General features: G+C 60.5%; 19 protein-coding genes. 16 read left to right on the top strand and 3 right to left on the bottom strand.

Annotation, left to right across the window (positions count from 1 at the left end; all coding sequences use genetic code 11):
- Positions 1-10: 10 nt before the first annotated feature.
- From flaF to PYR65_RS18990, 10 genes are all read left to right on the top strand, one after another.
- Positions 11-358, top strand: a complete 348-nt coding sequence (gene flaF, locus PYR65_RS19035) for a flagellar biosynthesis regulator FlaF (RefSeq protein WP_060636004.1) — start codon at positions 11-13, stop codon at positions 356-358.
- Entirely contained in the window at positions 355-804 is a 450-nt protein-coding gene (flbT, locus tag PYR65_RS19030) for a flagellar biosynthesis repressor FlbT (RefSeq protein WP_060636003.1), read from the top strand. The genes flaF and flbT overlap by 4 nt, the downstream gene beginning before the upstream one ends.
- Positions 795-1,208: a flagellar hook assembly protein FlgD gene (flgD, locus tag PYR65_RS19025; RefSeq protein ID WP_060636002.1), complete on the top strand. Its 414-nt coding sequence runs from the start codon at positions 795-797 to the stop codon at positions 1,206-1,208. The genes flbT and flgD overlap by 10 nt, the downstream gene beginning before the upstream one ends.
- A 6-nt stretch (positions 1,209-1,214) precedes the next feature.
- Positions 1,215-1,481 carry a flagellar biosynthesis protein FliQ gene (gene fliQ, locus PYR65_RS19020; protein ID WP_060636001.1) on the top strand — a complete coding sequence of 89 codons (267 nt, stop codon included), beginning with the start codon at positions 1,215-1,217 and terminating at the stop codon, positions 1,479-1,481.
- A gap of 161 nt (positions 1,482-1,642) precedes the next feature.
- Positions 1,643-3,730, top strand: a complete 2,088-nt coding sequence (flhA, locus tag PYR65_RS19015; RefSeq protein WP_276119109.1) for a flagellar biosynthesis protein FlhA — start codon at positions 1,643-1,645, stop codon at positions 3,728-3,730.
- A complete protein-coding gene (fliR, locus tag PYR65_RS19010; RefSeq protein ID WP_060636000.1) occupies positions 3,727-4,479 on the top strand; it encodes a flagellar biosynthetic protein FliR in 753 nt (250 codons plus the stop codon). The genes flhA and fliR overlap by 4 nt, the downstream gene beginning before the upstream one ends.
- A 4-nt stretch (positions 4,480-4,483) precedes the next feature.
- Positions 4,484-4,897 (top strand): hypothetical protein, encoded by a 414-nt coding sequence (locus PYR65_RS19005; protein ID WP_060635999.1) that lies wholly within the window; start codon positions 4,484-4,486, stop codon positions 4,895-4,897.
- A 119-nt stretch (positions 4,898-5,016) separates the two neighbouring features.
- Positions 5,017-5,580: a rod-binding protein gene (locus PYR65_RS19000; RefSeq protein WP_276119108.1), complete on the top strand. Its 564-nt coding sequence runs from the start codon at positions 5,017-5,019 to the stop codon at positions 5,578-5,580.
- Positions 5,581-5,679: 99 nt separating this feature from the next.
- Positions 5,680-6,048 (top strand): hypothetical protein, encoded by a 369-nt coding sequence (locus tag PYR65_RS18995; protein ID WP_276119107.1) that lies wholly within the window; start codon positions 5,680-5,682, stop codon positions 6,046-6,048.
- A complete protein-coding gene (locus PYR65_RS18990) occupies positions 6,048-6,617 on the top strand; it encodes a hypothetical protein (protein ID WP_060635996.1) in 570 nt (189 codons plus the stop codon). Before PYR65_RS18995 ends, PYR65_RS18990 begins: the two co-directional genes overlap by 1 nt.
- A 35-nt stretch (positions 6,618-6,652) precedes the next feature.
- Here PYR65_RS18990 and PYR65_RS18985 read toward each other — a convergent pair whose 3' ends face one another.
- Entirely contained in the window at positions 6,653-7,642 is a 990-nt protein-coding gene (locus tag PYR65_RS18985) for a glycosyltransferase family 2 protein (protein ID WP_276119106.1), read from the bottom strand.
- A 159-nt stretch (positions 7,643-7,801) separates the two neighbouring features.
- On the opposite strand from PYR65_RS18985, the gene PYR65_RS18980 reads away from it, so the two are divergent.
- From PYR65_RS18980 to PYR65_RS18970, 3 genes are read left to right on the top strand one after another with little or no spacing between them, the layout of a single operon-like run.
- Positions 7,802-9,079 carry a glycosyltransferase gene (locus PYR65_RS18980; protein WP_276119104.1) on the top strand — a complete coding sequence of 426 codons (1,278 nt, stop codon included), beginning with the start codon at positions 7,802-7,804 and terminating at the stop codon, positions 9,077-9,079.
- Positions 9,076-9,891: a WecB/TagA/CpsF family glycosyltransferase gene (locus PYR65_RS18975; RefSeq protein ID WP_276119103.1), complete on the top strand. Its 816-nt coding sequence runs from the start codon at positions 9,076-9,078 to the stop codon at positions 9,889-9,891. Before PYR65_RS18980 ends, PYR65_RS18975 begins: the two co-directional genes overlap by 4 nt.
- Positions 9,892-9,902: 11 nt before the next feature.
- A complete protein-coding gene (locus PYR65_RS18970; protein ID WP_276119102.1) occupies positions 9,903-10,781 on the top strand; it encodes a DUF6492 family protein in 879 nt (292 codons plus the stop codon).
- 5 nt (positions 10,782-10,786) lie between these two features.
- On the opposite strand, the gene PYR65_RS18965 is transcribed toward PYR65_RS18970, so the two are convergent.
- Positions 10,787-12,052, bottom strand: coding sequence for a lipopolysaccharide biosynthesis protein (locus PYR65_RS18965; protein WP_276119101.1), 1,266 nt, complete (start codon positions 12,050-12,052; stop codon positions 10,787-10,789).
- A gap of 183 nt (positions 12,053-12,235) precedes the next feature.
- Between PYR65_RS18965 and PYR65_RS18960 the strand changes: the two genes are divergently transcribed.
- Both PYR65_RS18960 and folD read left to right on the top strand, forming a co-directional pair.
- A complete protein-coding gene (locus PYR65_RS18960) occupies positions 12,236-14,338 on the top strand; it encodes a GumC family protein (RefSeq protein WP_276119100.1) in 2,103 nt (700 codons plus the stop codon).
- A gap of 219 nt (positions 14,339-14,557) precedes the next feature.
- The gene (gene folD, locus PYR65_RS18955) at positions 14,558-15,457 is read left to right on the top strand and encodes a bifunctional methylenetetrahydrofolate dehydrogenase/methenyltetrahydrofolate cyclohydrolase FolD (RefSeq protein ID WP_276119099.1); all 900 of its coding nucleotides are present in this window, start codon (positions 14,558-14,560) and stop codon (positions 15,455-15,457) included.
- Between the two features lie 20 nt (positions 15,458-15,477).
- Here the strand turns inward: folD and PYR65_RS18950 are convergent, their stop codons facing one another.
- The gene (locus tag PYR65_RS18950; RefSeq protein ID WP_276119098.1) at positions 15,478-16,509 is read right to left on the bottom strand and encodes a substrate-binding domain-containing protein; all 1,032 of its coding nucleotides are present in this window, start codon (positions 16,507-16,509) and stop codon (positions 15,478-15,480) included.
- Positions 16,510-16,809: 300 nt separating this feature from the next.
- On the opposite strand from PYR65_RS18950, the gene PYR65_RS18945 reads away from it, so the two are divergent.
- Positions 16,810-18,168: an ABC transporter substrate-binding protein gene (locus PYR65_RS18945; RefSeq protein ID WP_276119097.1), complete on the top strand. Its 1,359-nt coding sequence runs from the start codon at positions 16,810-16,812 to the stop codon at positions 18,166-18,168.
- The last annotated feature ends 132 nt before the right edge of the window (positions 18,169-18,300 follow it).

The following is an 18,300-nucleotide window of genomic DNA, read 5'->3' as shown; positions in this document are numbered from 1 at the left end:
GGATGTCTGAATGTATCAGTTTTCATATGCCGAGATCATGGAGGATGGCGTTGCCGACTCCAAGGATCGCGAACGGCAAGTGCTCGACCGCTCCATCGTGCTGCTTTCCGCCGCAAAACGGCAGAAGGGCTATTCGCGCGAAGCGATCGAGGCGATTTACTACACAAGGCGGGTCTGGATCCGGTTCATCGAGGATCTTCGCGCTTCAGACAACCAGCTGAACGACGAACTGCGCGCCAATCTTATTTCCATAGCCATCTGGATTCTCGGTGAGACAGAGAAGATCCGCAAACGCGAATCCTCCAATTTCCAGGGCATTATTGATATCACAACCATCATCAGGGATGGACTCAAATGAAAAGCACACTGCGTATATCGCTGAAATCCGGCGAACGAATTTTTGTCAACGGAGCAGTGCTGCGTGTCGACCGCAAGGTGGCCGTCGAGTTCCTGAATGACGTGACATTCCTGCTCGAAAACCACGTTCTGCAGCCCGAAGACGCTACGACACCGCTGAAGCAGCTCTATTTCATTGCCCAGATGATCCTGATCAATCCGGAAGGCGCCGAGCAATCGACGAACATGTTCCGTAAGTCGGTCGTCATGCTTTTGACCTGCTTCAAGAACGAAGAGATCGTGTCCGAGCTGAAGAAGATCGACGGCATGGTGACGCAAGGCCGCGCTTTTGATGCCTTGAAGGCGATCCGCGGTCTCTATGCGCTGGAAGACAGAATCCTGAACAACCAGGAAATCACCCCGGCAACGATCGAACAGATTCGCAAGGAGATCGCACCATGGCGGTAAGCGGCGTCAATTCGGCCAATGGTTATCTTCCCTCGGCCTCCGGCACGGAATCGGGTGCGGACAAGGCCAAGGCAAGCCTGAACTATGACAGCTTTTTGAAGCTGCTCGTGGCGCAGATGAAGAACCAGGATCCGACCCAGCCGATGGATTCGACCCAGCAGATCGCCCAGCTCGCGACTTTCTCGCAGGTCGAGCAGACGATCAAGACCAACACCAATCTGGAGAGCCTTCTGCAGCGCACCTCGCTCAGCGAAGCCAATGCGGTGATCGGCAAGACGGTCACCAGCGCCGATGGCAAGACAACTGGCATCGTCAAGGAAGTAAAGCTATACTCGGATGGAATCATCGCGGTGCTCGATACCGGCAAGGAGCTTGTCGTCGGCCCGGGTGTTACCATAAAGTGATAGCCAATGAATGAGGCGGATGCCCTCGATATCGTGCAGGCGGCGATCTGGACAGTGGTCGTCGCTTCCGGCCCCGCCGTCGTCGCCGCCATGGTCGTCGGCGTCGTCATCGCCTTCATCCAGGCGTTGACCCAGGTTCAGGAAATGACCCTGACCTTCGTGCCGAAAATTCTCGCCGTTCTGGTGACCGTTGCCCTGTCAGCCTCCTTTGTCGGCGCGCAGATTTCGATCTTTACCGATCTCGTCTTTTCCCGCATTCAAACCGGCTTTTAAGCCGGGCAGGCGCACATCAGGCGGCCGCTTTGCAAAGCGCATTTGCTTGTCTTTCCCGCATTGATGCCACCCTCGCGCAAGTTTGGTGCTTTAGGTCTGCTGCCTAGTAAGGGCAGCAGGTATGAATGCTGTCCGCCTCTCATGAAGAGACGGAATTTCCGATGGCACAACCTCCTGCTCTGATCATCCCGAAAGTCGCGCCCAAAGGCCGGGATATCGGCTTCGCGCTCGGCATCGTCGCGATCCTGTCGATCCTGTTTCTGCCGATCCCGCCCTTTCTGATCGACATCGGGCTGGCGTTCTCCATCGCCTTTTCCGTGCTGATCCTGATGGTGTCGCTGTGGATCCAGAAACCGCTGGATTTCTCGTCCTTTCCGGTCATCCTTCTGATTTCCACTATGACCCGGCTGGCGCTGAACATTGCGACAACCCGCGTCATTCTTTCGCACGGTCATCAAGGCCATGATGCGGCCGGTGGCGTCATCGCAGGCTTTGCCGATCTGGTTATGGGCGGCGACTTCGTCATCGGTCTGATCGTCTTTTTGATCCTGATCACCGTGAACTTCATCGTCATCACCAAGGGTGCGACGCGTATCGCCGAAGTCGGCGCGCGCTTCACCCTCGATGCCATTCCCGGCAAGCAGATGTCGATCGACGCCGACCTTTCGGCTGGCCTGATCGACGAGAAGGAGGCGCAGCGCCGCCGCCGCGAGCTGGAAGAGGAAAGCTCGTTCTACGGCTCGATGGACGGTGCGTCGAAGTTCGTGCGCGGCGATGCCATCGCCGGCCTCCTGATCACCGCTATCAACGTCTTCGGCGGCATCATCATCGGTTACGTTCGCCACGACATGTCGATCGGCGAAGCCGCCGACGTCTTCGTCAAGCTGTCGGTCGGCGACGGCCTGGTATCCCAGATCCCGGCCCTGATCGTCTCTCTCGCCGCAGGCCTGCTCGTCTCGCGCGGCGGCACGTCCGGTTCCACCGACCAGGCCGTCATCAACCAGCTCGGCGGTTACCCGCGCGCTCTGATGGTCGCCTCCGGCCTCATCATCATGCTGGCCCTGATGCCGGGCCTACCTTTCCTGCCGTTTGCGGTGCTGGGCGGCGGCATGGCCTTCCTCAGCTGGCTGATCCCGCGTCAGATCGCAGCCGCCAACAAGCTGAAGCGCGACCAGGACCAGCAGACGGCTCAGCTGAAGACCGACAGCGAAAAGGACTCGGTCAAGTCGGTCCTGAAGACGGCCGAGATCGAATTGCTGCTCGGCAAGCAGGTCTCCACCCGCCTGCTTGGGGCACACCAGGAACTGGCCTTCCGCGTCGGCAAGATGCGCCGCAAGTTCGCCGGACAATACGGGCTCATCGTTCCGGAAATCAAGGTTTCCGACGATATCAGCATTCCCGACAAGGCCTATCATGTCCGCATCCATGGCACGACGATCGCCTCAAACACGGTGCGCGTCGGCGAAGTCATCGTCGTCACCGGCGGCGGCCGCAAGCCGAGCGTTCCCGGCGACGATATCCGCGAACCCGCCTTCGGCATGCCTGCTGTGTCGATCCTGGAGACCTTCACCGAGGATCTGAAGCGCGAGGGGTTCCATCCCATCGACAATGTTTCGGTGGTGCTGACGCATCTGTCGGAAGTGATCCGCAACAACCTGCCGCAGCTTTTGTCCTACAAGGACGTGAAGATCCTGATCGAACGTCTCGACCCGGAATACCGCAAGCTGGCCGACGAAATCTGCACCTCGCATATGTCCTATTCGGGCCTGCAGGCCGTGCTGAAGCTGCTGCTTGCGGAACGCGTCTCGATCCGCAACCTGCATCTGATCCTCGAAGCGGTCGCCGAACTCGCGCCGCATGTCAGGAAGACCGAGCAGATCGTCGAGCATGTGCGCGTGCGCATGTCGCAGCAGCTCTGCGGCGATCTCGCCGATAACGGGACATTGCGCGTTCTGCGCCTCGGCAGCAAATGGGACATGGTCTTCCATCAGGCGCTGAAGCGTGATGCGAAGGGCGATATCGTCGAATTCGACATCGATCCGCGCCATCTGGAGGAGTTCAGCGAGCAGGCGACCAAGGTTATCCGTGAACATCTCGATCGCGGCATGCCGTTCGTACTGGTAAGTTCGCCCGAATCCCGCTCTTATGTGCGCATGATCATCGAGCGTCTTTTTGCAACATTGCCGGTTCTCTCGCATGTCGAGCTCGCCAAGGGCCTCGAGATAAAGATTATCGGCTCGATTTCATGATCACCGATCCGGAAGGCACAGTGCTGGCGCTCTTTGCCGCATTCTGCCGGATCGGCGCCTGCATCATGGTCATGCCCGGATTTTCCACGGCCCGCGTCTCGGTCCAGATCCGCCTCTTCGTTGCCGTGGCAATCTCGATGGCGATCCTGCCGATCATGTGGAACGAGATCTACCCGCAGATTTCCGGCAAGGGCCATACCTATATCTACATCGTCGCGACCGAGACCGTCATCGGCGGCGTTATCGGCCTGATCGCGCGCTATTACGTGCTCGGGCTGCAGTTCACCGGCACCGTGATCACCATGATGATCGGCTTCAACGCCCCGCCCGCCAATGACGTTCTGGAAGACACCGCCGAAAACCAGCTGACCAACCTGATCAGCTTTGCCGGCCTGATGATCCTGTTCATGCTGGATTTCCACCACGTCATCCTGTCGAGCCTTGTCGATTCCTACAAGGTGATGCCGCTCGGCGTCGGCTTTGATCCGCAGGGCGTGCTGATCACGCTGACCAATGCGCTGGAGACCACGTTCTACATCATGCTGCGGCTGGCGAGCCCCTTCATCATCTATGGGCTGCTGTTCAACGTCGCGATCGGCATGGTCAACAAGCTGGCGCCGCAAATGCCGCTCTACTTCATCTCGTTGCCCTACCTGATCATGGGCGGCATGTTCCTGCTCTATCTCGGCATCGCCGCCATGCTGAAACTGTTTGCCGATGGTTTCGGCCCGATGATGCAAGGGATCTAGGCCGATGAAAAGCCGGTCGGAAAAGCTCAAGCGCCTCGTGGCCGTTCAGCGGCATCTGGAACAGATGGCGGAAAACGAGCTGGCCGAAACCTCCAGGCAGCGCCGCGATCTCGCCGAAACCATCGATGTGGTGGTGGACGCGATGGGGTCGGCGAGCCCTCTGCATGCGATGTTTTCCGGGCATTACGCCTCGCAGCTTGGCCGCCTTGCCATGAAGGACCAGATGCTCCTGGATATCCAGCTGGGGCACGAGGCCCGTGTTTTGAAGGAACGGGCAAAAGGCGACCGGCTGGCGGAAAACATGAAGGACGCCCGTGTTCTCGAAGACCGCACGGAAGCCGACGATGCCATCTATGATCTCGTCGATCAGCATGTGATGAGCGGATCACCAGCTTCCGGTAAGGTTGGCCGGTCATAGTACCGGTCAGGAACGGTCGTCTGTTGCGACTGAGCCGCTCGCTAAAATGCTGATTTAATGGAGTTATCGCTGGTGCTGGCAGAAGCGCCGCAGTGACTTCGTGACCGGAAGGACACCGCATGGCCATTTCTCCCCCAAGCGACCTGGTGCTGGATGTCGTGCGCGCCGCCGATCCGGCGCAGGTGCAGGAAGCGCAGTCGCGGCTGAAAGCCAACCGTGCCGCATTCCAGGCAACGAGCCTTGCGGAAAACGGAAACGGTTTTGCCAATACGGTCGCGGTTCTCAACCAGGACAGCCCGACCAACAGCCTTGGCGATATCACCAACAGGGCCGAGGCCAAGAAGATCCCGGAAAGCTACCGCAAGTTCGAAGCCATGGTGCTGCAGAATTTCGTCAAGTCGATGCTGCCGTCGGAAAGCGAAGAGGTCTACGGCAAGGGCACGGCCGGCGACATGTGGAAGAGCATGATGGCCGAGCAGATCGGCAACGTCATGGCGCAGGGCGACGGCGTCGGCATTGCCGAGCGCATGGTCACCGACCGCATCGTCGGGGAAGGTCCCAACCGCGTCAGCGCATCGCTCGACGGCAATAGCAGCAATGTCGCGCTGAGCATGGTGCAGGAATACGAGCGCAAGGCCGTCGCCAAGTTCGCGGCAACGCCAGACGGTAACGATCAAGCCTGACGATAGGCCGGCTGGACCGGTCTCAGATAGAAATTTCGCGCACAGATCACGCCAAGGGCTTGGACCCCGCGTGGTGAAGGCGTCAATGGGAGCCGAATCATGGAAGTTGCAGCATCGAGCGACGTGCGTATCCAGAACGTGCTGGGACGTCTCGAAATGATCCTCGACAACGAGAATACCCGGATCGGCGTCGATCCGAGTTTCGACCTGAAGACCTCGAACGCCCGTAAGAGCCGTTGCCTCTATGAGCTGACGATGATCCATCGCGACGCGTCGCCGGATGAGATTTCGCCGGCTTTCGTATCGCAGACCCGCCATATCAAGACCAAGCTGATGACCAATTCGCAGAAGGTCAACGCCCATATGGAAGCCTGCCGGTCGGTGGTCGATCTGTTGAAGGCGGCCGTGCAGGAATCCGATGCGGATGGCATCTACACCGAACAGCAGTTCCGCTACGGCGATTTCTGATGCTGAAGCTTGTTTTCACCGGTGTGTGGATTTGCGCCGTATCGCTCGGGTCCGTCTATTTTTCGATCCAGCATGCGTCGGCCCCGGTGGAAACGGATGCGGAGGCTGAACGCCGCGCATTGCAGGAATATATACCCGGCGAGCTGATCACCGTGCCGGTGATCACCGATGGTGCGGTGCAGGGTTATTTCCTCACCAAATTGTCCTTCTCGGTCGATAAGGCGAAAGCCAAGGCCATGGACGTGCCGTTCAAGGAATCGGTGACGAACGCCCTGTTCGACATCCTGGTCGGCCAGAAACTGATCAATGTTGCCGATACCAGCAATTTCGATCTCGCCAGCTTCAAAACGATCGTCAAGGATCAGCTCAACAAGCAGCTGCGCGACGAGGTGATTTTCCAGGTCCTGGTCGAGCAGCTCGAATATCTCTCAAAGACCGACGTGGCGCGGATCGCCAATTCGGCCAATGAGAAACAGCGCAAGCCCGTGCCGATCGTGGACAAGAATGGCGATACCGCAAGCGACCAGATGCCCGAAAGCGAAAAGCGGGCCGCAGCCGCCGGCCATTGATACCGGGGATCGTTCCCTGGCATGAGGTGCGCGGCTCAGTTTTTCTCGGGGTTGCGATACTGCTCGTTGACGAAGCCGAATTCCATCATCAGCCGCCCGCACGCCACATAGAAATGATAGAGGCCGGCTGCTGGCAGGCCGGACGATCTCCACAGCGAAATGCCGCGAAACGGCGAGGCCGCCAGCAGAGCGAGCGATTTGGCGATCGTCTTCACCCGCCCAGAAAAGCCTGGCGCGGCGCGGTGCTCGAGCAGGGCGGAAATCGCCCCGTTGCGCAGGCTGCGCGACCGGATCCAGGACAATTGCGTGCGCCGCGCCGGAATGGTTTCGGCCACCCAGGCCTGCGCTGCCCAGGCAAAGGAAAACCCGTTTTCCTTGCAGCGGCGATAAAAGTCGCTGTCGCCCCCGCCGATGAAGTTGAACAGCGGATCGAGGAACGGCCTCGGCATCGCATCGAGCACATGGCGCGTGATCAGCACATTGCCGGACGAGTAGAGAATGGGGACCGGACCCGTCGCATCATAATGGGGCATGAAGACCGGGTGCCGCTTGCGGTCATTGCGGGCCTTGTCCTCGAAATCGGGCAGCTGCGGCCCCCCGATCAGGTCCGCCCGCGTCTGCCGGTGTACCGAAACGAGATTGTCGAGCCAATCCGGGGCTGCCAGCTCGTCATCGTCGATGACAGCGATGGCCTGCAGACCGGGATAGGCAGAAAGCGCCATCGACCAGCCGGCATTGTAGGCATGGCAATTGCCGCGCTGATGCGCGATCACCACCAGGGCGTTGACCCGGTGGTCGGCAAAGAACATTTTTGCAGCCTTCGCCCCCTCCAGTCCGTCCGCGTCATTCTCCATCACCACGATGGCAAAGGGACAGCCGGGGGCCTGGGAAATAACGGTTTTGAGGGTTTTCAGCAGATGTTCGGGACGCCGGAACGTCGGCAGTGTCACCACCAGCTCGATAGTGTCATTGCTGTCGACCGCCGTCCGGTAAAACACAGTCACATCCTGGGCAGGCGGGGTCATGGCGGTACCGTGTTGAAGGCGGGAATCTCAACGCACTAAAGCAAATCTTCCTAAACAGATGCTGAATTTCCGAATTCGCTTTCGAATGAATGGTTTAAAGCTGATTTCACGCCGTGTTGCTACAGTCCGCGCAGTTGTTCTCAAGTCTCGCGTGGCGGCATGCATCTGGTTTTCGTTTCATCGCTGGTGCCGGTCGAAAATCCTTCATCGGGTTTTGACATCGCCAATCGCGCCGTCTTCGACGGCCTTCGCGCCCTTGGCCACACGGTCAGCGTGATCGGCTACCTGCAGCCGGGACAAACACCCGCCTGCGGCAGCGACGTCCATCTTCTCGGTGAACTCGAAGTCACCAATGCGAAGGTCGGCACCGCCGCCAAGCTGCGCTGGCTGGCAAAAGCCTGTCTGCACCGCACCACGCTGTCATCGGCAAAAATGCTGGAGGTCAGCCGGCAGCATGTGGAGGCGCTTTTGCAGCGCCTACAGCCGTTCGACGGCATCATTCTCAACTCCGTGCAACTGCCCGGTGCCTTTGCCGCCGCCTTCCAGAAATATGAGACGATCTATATCGCGCACAATGTCGAAGCCGGTTCGGCGCGTGAAAACGCCGCCACCGCATCCGGCCTGTTGGAGCGTTGGCTATTTACCCGCGAAGCGGATCATCTCGCACGGCTGGAACGGACATTGACGCGGGGCGCCTCGGCGGTCTGGACCTTTGCAGAGGCCGATCGCCTCGGCTTTGGCCATGCGGTGTCCAGCCGCGCCACCGTCCTGCCGCTCGTCACCCGGTGGGACCTTGAGGAGCGTAGCCCGGAAAATCCGCCGCAATACGATCTCTCCCTGATCGGAACCTGGAGCTGGAAGTCCAACCGGACCGGCCTTGACTGGTTTCTGTCAAAGGTCGTGCCGCTTTTGCCCTCCAATATGTCGATCGCCATCGCCGGCCAGTTGCCAGACGCGCCTGAGATCGTCCATCCCGGCGTGCGCCTGCTTGGCCGCGTCGCTGATGCCCGCGCCTTCGTCCAGTCCGGCGCCGTTCTGCCGCTGATCAGCCGTGGCGGCACTGGTGTGCAGTTGAAGACCATCGAGACCTTTGAACTCGGCATGCCCTGTGTTGCGACACGCGCATCGCTGCGCGGCATCGGCACGCTTCCCGGCAATTGCGCCGTGAGTGACGACCCCGCCGAATTTGCAAAGCTGTTGATCGAAAAGGTCGCGCAGGTGCGGGCGGGAGACCGTCAGCGTCTGTCGGGATCGGTCTTTCACCAGGCACAGAAAACCAAGCTGCTGGAGACGCTTCAGGAAGGCCTCTCCCGTTTCGGAAATCCGATGACCGCCTTCGACTTCGCGTTTCCAAGGGACGACGCTTGGGCGCGAACAAGCAATGGGCTCAGCACATCCTACGGCCTTGCCGCGCACGAGGGGGGACAATCCCGATGAACGTTTTCCCGGGCACATCGATCGTTGCCTCGCAGCGCATGATTCTTGACATGCCGATCTGCGATTTCGGCTGGGCCGATGCCTTCGCTTTCGCCGACGAAGTCGCCTCGCTGCCGATCGGGCAGACGGTGATATCGTTCCTCAACGCCCATAATGCCAACCTGATGATGCATGATCCGGAATACCGGGCCGTACTCAGCCGTCACATCGTCCTGCCCGACGGCCATGGCATCGATCTCGCCTCCTGGCTTTTTCACGGCAAGACCTTTCCGGCCAACCTGAACGGCACCGATTTCGTGCCGGCATTGATGACCTACATGACGGTACCCAAGCGCATCGCCATGGTCGGCGCCCGCGCGGACGTGCTCAAGCGTGCTGCCGAGAATTTTCAGAAACATGCGCCATGGCACGAGTTCATTGCCGTTTCCGACGGTTTCTTCGATCCGGCCCAGTCTGACGAGGTCATGGCCAAGGTTCGCGCCGTGAAGCCGGATATCCTGTTGATCGCCATGGGCAGTCCGAAGCAGGAAAAATGGATCGACCGCCATGTCGGTCCCGGCCATGCCAGGCTGGTGATCAGCGTCGGCGCACTCTTCGATTTCATGGCCGAGGAAGTGCCGCGCGCGTCTTCCACCGTGCGGCGCCTGCGCCTGGAATGGCTGCACCGGCTGGTCCATGAACCCCGCCGGCTGTGGCGCCGTTATCTGCTCGGAAACCCGTTGTTCATATATTATATTCTCCGCCATAAACTGGGCGGGCGCGATATCCCTCCGCAGACCGGCGGGCAGCGCGCGGGATCGCGATCGTTCTGACGGAAACCATCATGCGCACAGCTGTCGTCACAGCTTCTTATGCCAATGATTTTGAGCGCTGCCGGCTGCTGTGCGAAAGCATGGACCTGCGGCTGAAAGGCGATTGGACCCATTATCTGCTGGTGGCACCCTACGATGTCGCCCTTTTCCGGCAGCTCGAAGGCTCGCGGCGCCAGGTCGTCAGCGAAAACGACCTGCTTCCCTGGTGGCTGCGCGCCATTCCGGACCCGCTCTCGGCAGGCCGCCGCAAGCTCTGGATCAGCCCTTACAGCCTGCCCTTGCGCGGCTGGCATGCGCAGCAGCTGCGCCGCCTGGCGTTGTCGCGGCATATCGGCGAAGAGACGATGTTCGCCGTCGATTCCGACGTGGTGCTGCTGCGCGATTTCGATCCCAAGGATCTCTGGCAGGACGGCCGCCTGACGCTCTACCGCAAGGATGGCGCGATCGGTGAGCGCATGCGCTCCAATCATCTCGAATGGCTCGCCCATTCCGATAGGCTTTTAGGGATCGGTCCCTTCAGCCTGCCTGCCAACGACTATATCAACACGCTGATTGCCTGGCGCACCGATACCTGCCGGGCGCTGCTCGATCATATCGAGGCTCTGCATGGCCGCAACTGGATCCGCGCCGTCATTCGCTCGCGCCAGTTTTCCGAATGCCTGATCTATGGCCGCTTCGTCGATGAGGTGCAGATGGGCAGCGGGCATGTGGCGTCCGCCGAAGGGCTCTGCCACGTGCTGTGGTTCGACGACAGCTACGCGCGCGATATCAGCGGGCTGCGGCATTTCATGCGCGAGATGGGACCCCATCAGATCGGCATCGGCGTCCAGTCCTTCGTTGGCCACGACCTCGCCGATATCCGCAACGTAGTTCTCGAACGCGCCGCCTGATCGCGTCAGATCACCCGGCCGGTCTCGCGGCGCAGGGCGGAATAGGTCAGCGTGAAGGATGCAGCGTAAAGAGCGAGATAAACGCCGTTCAGCAGCGGCGCCCAATAGGCGACATCCGTGCTGGTCTTGAAGAGCATGGCAAGCAAGCTGACCTTGATGATCCCCGCAATCACCAGATTGACCATCCGGCGCACCGTGCGGCCGGTCGCATAGAGCAATTCCGAGTGATATTCGACCAGGTTGCGGAAGGATGGCACCAGAAGCACCGCCATGAGATAAGGCGCCGCCTGCGCGACATTGTTTCCCAGCCCGCGCGGAAAGATGAAGAGATAGGCGGCCATGGCGGCTATCGCCAGGAAGGAGACGGCCGCAACCAATGTCTCGATCGTCAGCCGGGTCCGCCAGGACGAGATCGTTGCCGGCGTGCGCATGATCTTTTGCACCAGGAGCGTATTGAACGAGCGCACCGGGAGGGCTGTCAGGTCGGCAAGCCGCATGATGATGGCATAAATGCCGGAAACCTCCGGCCCGCCGATCGCCAGAACCGCGATCTTGTCGAATTCCGACTGGATATAGAACAGCACTTCGGCCCCGGCGACGGTCACCGAATCCGCCCAACGGCGGATGTAGAGCGCCGGGCGAAAGCGCAGCCGCACTTTCGGAAAGAACCAGATGAGCGCGATCATGAAAGAGATCAGGTTGGCGCCAAGATAGAATTGCGACCAGGTACCGAGCGATGCCGATTGCGACAGGGAGAAGGCCAGTGCGGCAGCGGTGCGGATACCTGTGCCGATGACCACGAGAAGAGCGGCGCGGCCAAAGCGGCCGAGACCGTTGAGCACGATGACGACGACCTCAAGGCCGCGCCAGCACAGGATTTCGGCAGCCATGAAGGCGAGGAAAACCACAAGCTTCATATCGCCGGCGAACACCGCGTAATAGACCGCAAGGCAGAGCAGAACGATCAGCGGCAGCGACAGGAGCGCGCCTGCCGCAAAGCCTGCGCTATAGGTTCCGACCAATAGTGGCTTGACGGTCGCAACCCGGTAGAGCGGCGACATGAAGCCGAAGGCCAGCACCCGCGAGATCATGATGCCGGCGGCAGACGCGGTGGCAAACAGGCCGAACTCGGCAATGGACAGTCCGTTGGCAATGCAGATGAAATAGACGAGCGACAGCACAAGCCGGCCCGCCGACCCGCTCGTCATCGAGATATAGGCGTGAATGACGCTGGCGTGGCGTGCATAGAGGGTCTTGGCGAAATCGATCACGAGCGGCGTCCGGATGTGCTGCTCCGTTTCTAGCCGCTAAAGCTTAATGAGCAGTTCGATCCCGCCGATTTCCGGTATTTGCGGCCTTTAACCCGTCGTATATTAACGATTTGTTTTCCACAAAAACTTAAGCTTCGTTCACAATTCGTCACTTTGCCCCGGTGCGGGCGTTTGCAGGCATTGATGTTCGATCCGGAAGATAACAAAAGGACTGCGGCGCACCGCTCCCCCATCGGCCAAGGGCCTTCGGGCACGCCGTCGCGTTCGAGACCGGCTGCGCGTGGCGCAGCCCCGGTGGCACGCACCGCCAGCGAATTGCTGGACCGCCTCAATGGCGCCGCCATCAAGCCCAGGACAGAAGTGCCGAAAACAGAAGCATACGAGCAGCAGCCAGCCAGTGCGGCGCCGGAAAAGGGTCCTGGCCGGATTTCCGGCTGGTTCAAGCGCGGAAAATCAGCGCTTGCCACACCCCCGCTTGCCACACCACTTCTGGCCGAAGCAACCGTTTCGGCACCTGCCGCAGCGGCGGACACCTATTATGGAGAGCCGCAGGATCGGCCGCTGATCGATATCGCCACGATCATGACGTCCGTCTGGCAGCTTCGCAAGGTGATCTTGGTCCTGACGGCTGTGGGTGCCATCGGCGGTGTGCTTTTGGCCATGTCGACCCCCAGCGTCTACGTGTCCCAGAGCAAGCTCTATGTCGATCCGCGCGAAGTCAGGCTGACGGATTCCGATCTGTCCAAGGAAAGCCTGGCAACCGAGGCGATCCTGGCGCTGGTCGATAGCCAGCTCGAAGTGCTGCGGTCGCGCACCGTCCTGGAAAAGGTCGCCGTTGATCTCGGTCTCGATCGTGATCCCGAATTTGGCGGCGTCTCCACCGGCAAGGGCGGTATCGCCGATGGCATCGGCGTCATCCGCGATCTCGTTTCCCCCGGCAAGGCGGAACCGGCTCCGGCCTCCGGGGTCAATCCGCGCACCTTGGAAAAGCTGAGCGACGCCGTCACCGTATCGCGCGATCCGAAAACCTTTATCGTCACCATCGAGGTCAAGAGTCGGGATCCGGCCAAGTCGGCGCTGATCACCAACCGGCTGGTCGCAACGTTTCTCAATGAAGAGCAGGCCGCCCAATCCGGCTTTTTCCAGCGCACGACGCTGGCGCTCGACAGCCGCCTGGCCGATCTTCGCACCGAGCTGGATTCGGCTGAAAACGCGGTGGAGAAATACAAGGCCGAGCACGATATCGTCGGCGCCGCCGGCGAACTGATTTTCGATAAGCAGTTGCTGGCGCTCAACGATCAGGTCGGCGCCGTGCGCAATCGCATCGCCGATGCCCGTGCCAAGGTCGATATTGCAACGAAGATCCGGCTGAACGACGTGCTGAGCGGTGCGTTTCCCGAAGAGGTAAGCTCTGTAACGCTGCAGGAACTGCGCAAGCAATATTCCGAGGCCCGTGCGCAGCTGGGCGCGCTCGATGCAAGCCTTGGGCCGCGCCACCCGCAACGGCTGGCTGCCGTCCAGTCTCTGGAGGTCGCACGCTCGGAAATCGGCCATGAAATCCGCCGCATCGAGGCGACGGCGCAGACCGAACTGGACCGGGCGATACGCACGGAAAAGGATCTCCTCCAGCAGCTGGCGGTGCAGAAGGCGCAGCAGATGAACTCCTCCACCGGCTTCATCGAGCTGCGTGAATTGGAGCGCAAGGCCAATGCGACGCGCACGATCTACGAATCCTTCCTGAAGCGGGCCAGCGAAACCGGCCAGGAAGAAAAGCTGACGTCGAAGAACATCCGGGTGATCGCCTCGGCGCAGCCGCCGCTTCAGCCGACCGGACCGTCGCGCAAGCTGATCGCGATCGGCGGCCTGATTGCCGGCTTCATGGCAGGCGTCGGACTGGGCATCGCGCTGGGCATCTACCGGAGCATGAAGGACCTGCTGACGCGGTCGGGCAGGCCCGTTGAGATGGTCCCACAACGTGATCCACCCGGCCGTAACGATCCCGATGGTCCGGGAACACCACGGCATGTGGAGGACCCGTTGCCGGCACCCGTCGAGTACCGGTCCCGGATGCCCTCAGTCCATCATGCGGCAGCATCAGCCGCAGCGCTCTCGGCCTTTCCGCATCGTGGCGACAGCACGCCGCCCGATCTGCGCGACTATCTCCGCGAGATGCAGGACGACGATGCTGATCAAGGGGATATTGCCGAAGTGCAGGAGAATCTCCGGGCTCTGCGGTCGCGCGTCGAACACTATACGAAGCTGCGCACCGGCGGCCGGCGGTATTAGGCCCCACGTTCCCCAGATGGCCACGCCCCGAGGCCGGGGCAGGCGCAGCTTCATCTCTCATCAATGATGGAAAATGCTGGTATGCCGGTGCTGCCGCTACGGCATTTGGCCTGCGGCCTTGAATTTATTCGATCTGAACAGCATAGGACGCATTGAGGCCACCGCTATTTTTTGCTGAAACTACAGTAAGCAGAACAAAAGAGAATCTGGGAGAACGCCGTGACGACCGTGATTGATGGCAGAGACGTTGCAGCATCGGTGATCGATGCCGTGAAAACCGCATCGCAGGCATTGACCGAACAGACCGGCGTCAAGACCGGTCTCGCTGTCGTCATCGTCGGAAACGACCCGGCAAGCCACGCCTATGTGTCGTCCAAGAGCAAGATGGCAAAGGAATGCGGCTTCACCTCGGTTCAGCATACGCTGCCGGAGGAGACGACGCAGGAAGAACTCGCAGCGCTGGTTCAGACTTTGAACAAGGATGAGAGCCTGCACGGCATTCTCGTCCAGCTGCCGCTGCCCAAGCATTTCAATTCCGAGGCGATCATCCAGTCGATCCTGCCGGAAAAGGATGTCGATGGCCTGCACGTCGTCAATGCCGGCAAGCTGGCGACCGGCGATCTCGATGGCGGCCTGGTTTCCTGCACCCCGGCTGGCGCCATGGTCTTCGTCAAGCGAACCCACGGCGAGGATCTCTCCGGCCTCAACGCCGTCGTCATCGGCCGTTCCAATCTGTTCGGCAAGCCGATGGCGCAATTGCTGCTCGCCGCCAATGCAACGGTGACGATCGCCCATTCACGCACCAAGGATTTGCCCGCTGTCTGCCGCAATGCCGATATCCTGGTGGCCGCCGTCGGCCGTCCGGAAATGGTGAAGGCCGATTGGGTGAAGCCCGGCGCCACCGTCATCGATGTCGGGATCAACCGTGTTGCAGCACCCGAAAAGGGCGAGGGCAAGTCGCGCCTTGTCGGCGATGTCGCCTTCAACGAATGCGCCGAGGTGGCAGCCGTCATCACGCCGGTGCCGGGTGGCGTCGGGCCGATGACCATCGCCATGCTGATGGCCAACACGGTGATCGCTGCCTACCGCAAGGCCGGAAAGACGGCGCCAAAGTTCTGATGGAATGAGCGGGAAAGCACCTACGATTTCGGGGCAGGGCCTGTCGAGGCCCTGACGATCAGTTCGGTGCGCCACAGTTCCTGTTCCGGATAGTCGCCGGTTTTCAAAATGCGCGAAATAAGCCGTGTGGCGATCCGGGCACCGGCGGCCCGCAGCGATGAGCGCGTCGTCGTCAGCGGCACGCTGAAATTTTCCGGCTTCAGCATAGGCAACACGTCGTCATGGGCAATCAGTGAAATATCCGTGCCCATCTGCAGGCCGGCCCTGTTGATCGCCCGGACGGCGCCGAGCGCAATCACGGTGCTGGAGCAGAGGACGGCCGTCGGCGGCTCATCCTGCTCGAGAAACTGCTGCATGGCGCGGTGGCCATATTCGTCGGTCATCAGGGAGTTGCGCACCAGGCCCTCGTCAAACCGCAGCCCGTTTTCCTCCAGCGCGCGCCGCATCCCCTTCATCCGGCGGATGGAATAGGCAAGGTTCCCCGGCCCGTTGATCAGCGCGATCCGACGGTGGCCCAGCTGGATCAGCAGCCGCGTCGCATCGTAGAAGGCGCCGGTATTGTCGATATCCAGAAAGGGATAATCGGCAGGCTGTCCGACCGCACGGCCATGCACGACGAAGGGGATCGACAGGGTTTTCAGCATGGCGATGCGCGGATCATGTTCCCGCACATAGGCAACGAACAGCGCATCGACATTGCCGCTGGCGGCCAGCCGCTTGAACGTCGCTTCCTCGTCGTCCGGGGCGCTCGGATTAATGACGAAATGAAAATCATGCCGGACCGATTCCTCCCCGAGCCCGGCCAGGAATTCGCCGAAATGCACGTCGGAATCAATGCCCCGGGCGATCGGCATCACCAGCCCGATCGACCCGGCACGGCCGGTCGCAAGCCTCTGGGCCGCACGGTTTGGCCGGTAACCGGTCTCGCGTACGGCGCTGAGCACCCTTTGACGCGTCTCGGCGTTGACTTCCGGATAGCCGTTAAGCGCCCGGCTGACTGTCGTTTGCGACAGGCCCAACATCTCCGCCAGCTGCTTCAAATTCACGTTCATGACAGGCGCGCACTCCCAAAGCGCTTTGATTTTTCTTCAGTTTTTGCTTCTAATCTCCACGCATGGCAGTTTTTGTACCATCGGGTTTGATCATCATCTAGAAAAATCGGCCTCATTGCGCTGCAAAACTTCGCTGCGCCGCAAGAAAATGGGGCTTAACTCGACCCATGCGGGAAAGGTCTTGACTTGAAGCCCGTCGCAATGGTTTGTTAGCAAACTCAAAGCGCTTTGAATTTTTTGGCGGCGCTGCGGTATTTGCCCGGCGTTCAAGGGGCCGGGCCTTTCTTGGGAGGAAATGGCGTGAAAAGAACATTCCTGTTGGGCGTGGCCGCCCTTGCGCTTGTCGCGGGTGCAACGCATGCAGCCGAGCTGAAATTCAAGCCGGGTGAAGATTCCAAATTCAATTGGGCAAGCTTCGAAGAGTTCAAGAAAAGCCATGACCTCAAGGGTCAGACGCTGACTATTTTCGGCCCCTGGCGCGGTGAGGACGAAGCGCTGGCCCAATCCATGCTCGACTATTTCCGCGATGCGACCGGCGTCGATGTGAAATACTCGTCGTCTGAAAACTACGAGCAGCAGATCGTCATCGACACGCAGGCCGGCAGCCCGCCGGATGTCGCCATCCTGCCGCAGCCGGGGTTGATTGCCGACCTGGCCTCGAAGGGTTACCTGACGCCGCTGGGCGAAGACACCCAGAAATGGCTGCTCGACAATTACGCCGCCGGCCAGTCCTGGGTCGATCTGTCGACCTATGCCGGCAAGGACGGCAAGAAGGAACTCTACGCCTTCCCCTACAAGATCGACGTGAAGTCGCTCGTCTGGTACGTGCCGGAAAATTTCGAGGATTCGGGCTATGAGGTCCCGAAGACCATGGAAGAACTGAAGGCGCTGACGGAAAAGATCGTCGCCGATGGCGGCACCCCCTGGTGCATTGGTCTCGGCTCCGGCGGTGCGACCGGCTGGCCGGCCACCGACTGGGTCGAGGACATGATGCTGCGCACGCAGCCGGCGGACGTCTATGACAAGTGGGTCACCAACGCGATCCCGTTCAACGATCCCGCCGTCATCGGCGCCATCGACGAGTTCGGCTGGTTTGCCAAGAACGACAAGAATGTCGATGGTGGCGCTGCAGCCGTCGCCTCCGCCGACTTCCGCGACAGCCCGAAGGGCCTGTTTGCCTCGCCGCCGAAATGCTACCTGCACCATCAGGCCTCGTTCATTCCGTCCTTTTTCCCCGAAGGCACGAAGGTGGGTGAAGATGCCGATTTCTTCTACATGCCGCCCTATGCCAGCAAGCCGGACCTCGGCAATCCGGTTCTGGGCGCCGGCACGCTGGCCATGATCACCAAGGATACGCCGGCATCGCGCGCCTTTATCGAGTTCCTGGAAACGCCGATCGCACATGAAGTCTGGATGGCGCAGTCGAGCTTCCTCACGCCGCTGAAAAGCGCCAACAAGGATGCCTATGCCAACGGCCCGATGAAGAAGCAGGGCGAAATCCTGTTGAACGCCACCACCTTCCGCTTCGACGGCTCCGACCTGATGCCAGGCAAGATCGGCGCCGGCGCTTTTTGGACCGGCATGATCGATTATGTCGGCGGCAAGTCGGCCAAGGATGTCTCCGACGGCATCCAGAAAGCCTGGGACTCGATCAAGTAGGATCTCCAAACCGCGCTGCGCCTGACCCGGCCGCCGCCGGGTCACTGAAGTCCCCGCCTAGGCCGGCGGGGATGAGGCAGACGGGTTTTGCATGTCCTTGAACTGAGTTTTTCGAGGTTTGTCAGCAGCCTG

Source organism: Pararhizobium qamdonense, from assembly GCF_029277445.1.
GTDB lineage: Bacteria > Pseudomonadota > Alphaproteobacteria > Rhizobiales > Rhizobiaceae > Pararhizobium > Pararhizobium qamdonense.
Note: the sequence above shows the minus strand (reverse complement) of the source record. Positions and strands in the feature narration are given on the sequence as shown.

What these genes read in the sequence shown, in the direction of transcription:
- flaF (WP_060636004.1), top strand. Translation starts at nt 11, where the DNA reads ATGTATCAGTTTTCATATGCCGAGATCATGGAGGATGGCGTTGCCGAC.
- flbT (WP_060636003.1), top strand. Translation starts at nt 355, where the DNA reads ATGAAAAGCACACTGCGTATATCGCTGAAATCCGGCGAACGAATTTTT.
- flgD (WP_060636002.1), top strand. Translation starts at nt 795, where the DNA reads ATGGCGGTAAGCGGCGTCAATTCGGCCAATGGTTATCTTCCCTCGGCC.
- fliQ (WP_060636001.1), top strand. Translation starts at nt 1,215, where the DNA reads ATGAATGAGGCGGATGCCCTCGATATCGTGCAGGCGGCGATCTGGACA.
- flhA (WP_276119109.1), top strand. Translation starts at nt 1,643, where the DNA reads ATGGCACAACCTCCTGCTCTGATCATCCCGAAAGTCGCGCCCAAAGGC.
- fliR (WP_060636000.1), top strand. Translation starts at nt 3,727, where the DNA reads ATGATCACCGATCCGGAAGGCACAGTGCTGGCGCTCTTTGCCGCATTC.
- PYR65_RS19005 (WP_060635999.1), top strand. Translation starts at nt 4,484, where the DNA reads ATGAAAAGCCGGTCGGAAAAGCTCAAGCGCCTCGTGGCCGTTCAGCGG.
- PYR65_RS19000 (WP_276119108.1), top strand. Translation starts at nt 5,017, where the DNA reads ATGGCCATTTCTCCCCCAAGCGACCTGGTGCTGGATGTCGTGCGCGCC.
- PYR65_RS18995 (WP_276119107.1), top strand. Translation starts at nt 5,680, where the DNA reads ATGGAAGTTGCAGCATCGAGCGACGTGCGTATCCAGAACGTGCTGGGA.
- PYR65_RS18990 (WP_060635996.1), top strand. Translation starts at nt 6,048, where the DNA reads ATGCTGAAGCTTGTTTTCACCGGTGTGTGGATTTGCGCCGTATCGCTC.
- PYR65_RS18985 (WP_276119106.1), bottom strand. Translation starts at nt 7,642, where the DNA reads ATGACCCCGCCTGCCCAGGATGTGACTGTGTTTTACCGGACGGCGGTC.
- PYR65_RS18980 (WP_276119104.1), top strand. Translation starts at nt 7,802, where the DNA reads ATGCATCTGGTTTTCGTTTCATCGCTGGTGCCGGTCGAAAATCCTTCA.
- PYR65_RS18975 (WP_276119103.1), top strand. Translation starts at nt 9,076, where the DNA reads ATGAACGTTTTCCCGGGCACATCGATCGTTGCCTCGCAGCGCATGATT.
- PYR65_RS18970 (WP_276119102.1), top strand. Translation starts at nt 9,903, where the DNA reads ATGCGCACAGCTGTCGTCACAGCTTCTTATGCCAATGATTTTGAGCGC.
- PYR65_RS18960 (WP_276119100.1), top strand. Translation starts at nt 12,236, where the DNA reads ATGTTCGATCCGGAAGATAACAAAAGGACTGCGGCGCACCGCTCCCCC.
- PYR65_RS18950 (WP_276119098.1), bottom strand. Translation starts at nt 16,509, where the DNA reads ATGAACGTGAATTTGAAGCAGCTGGCGGAGATGTTGGGCCTGTCGCAA.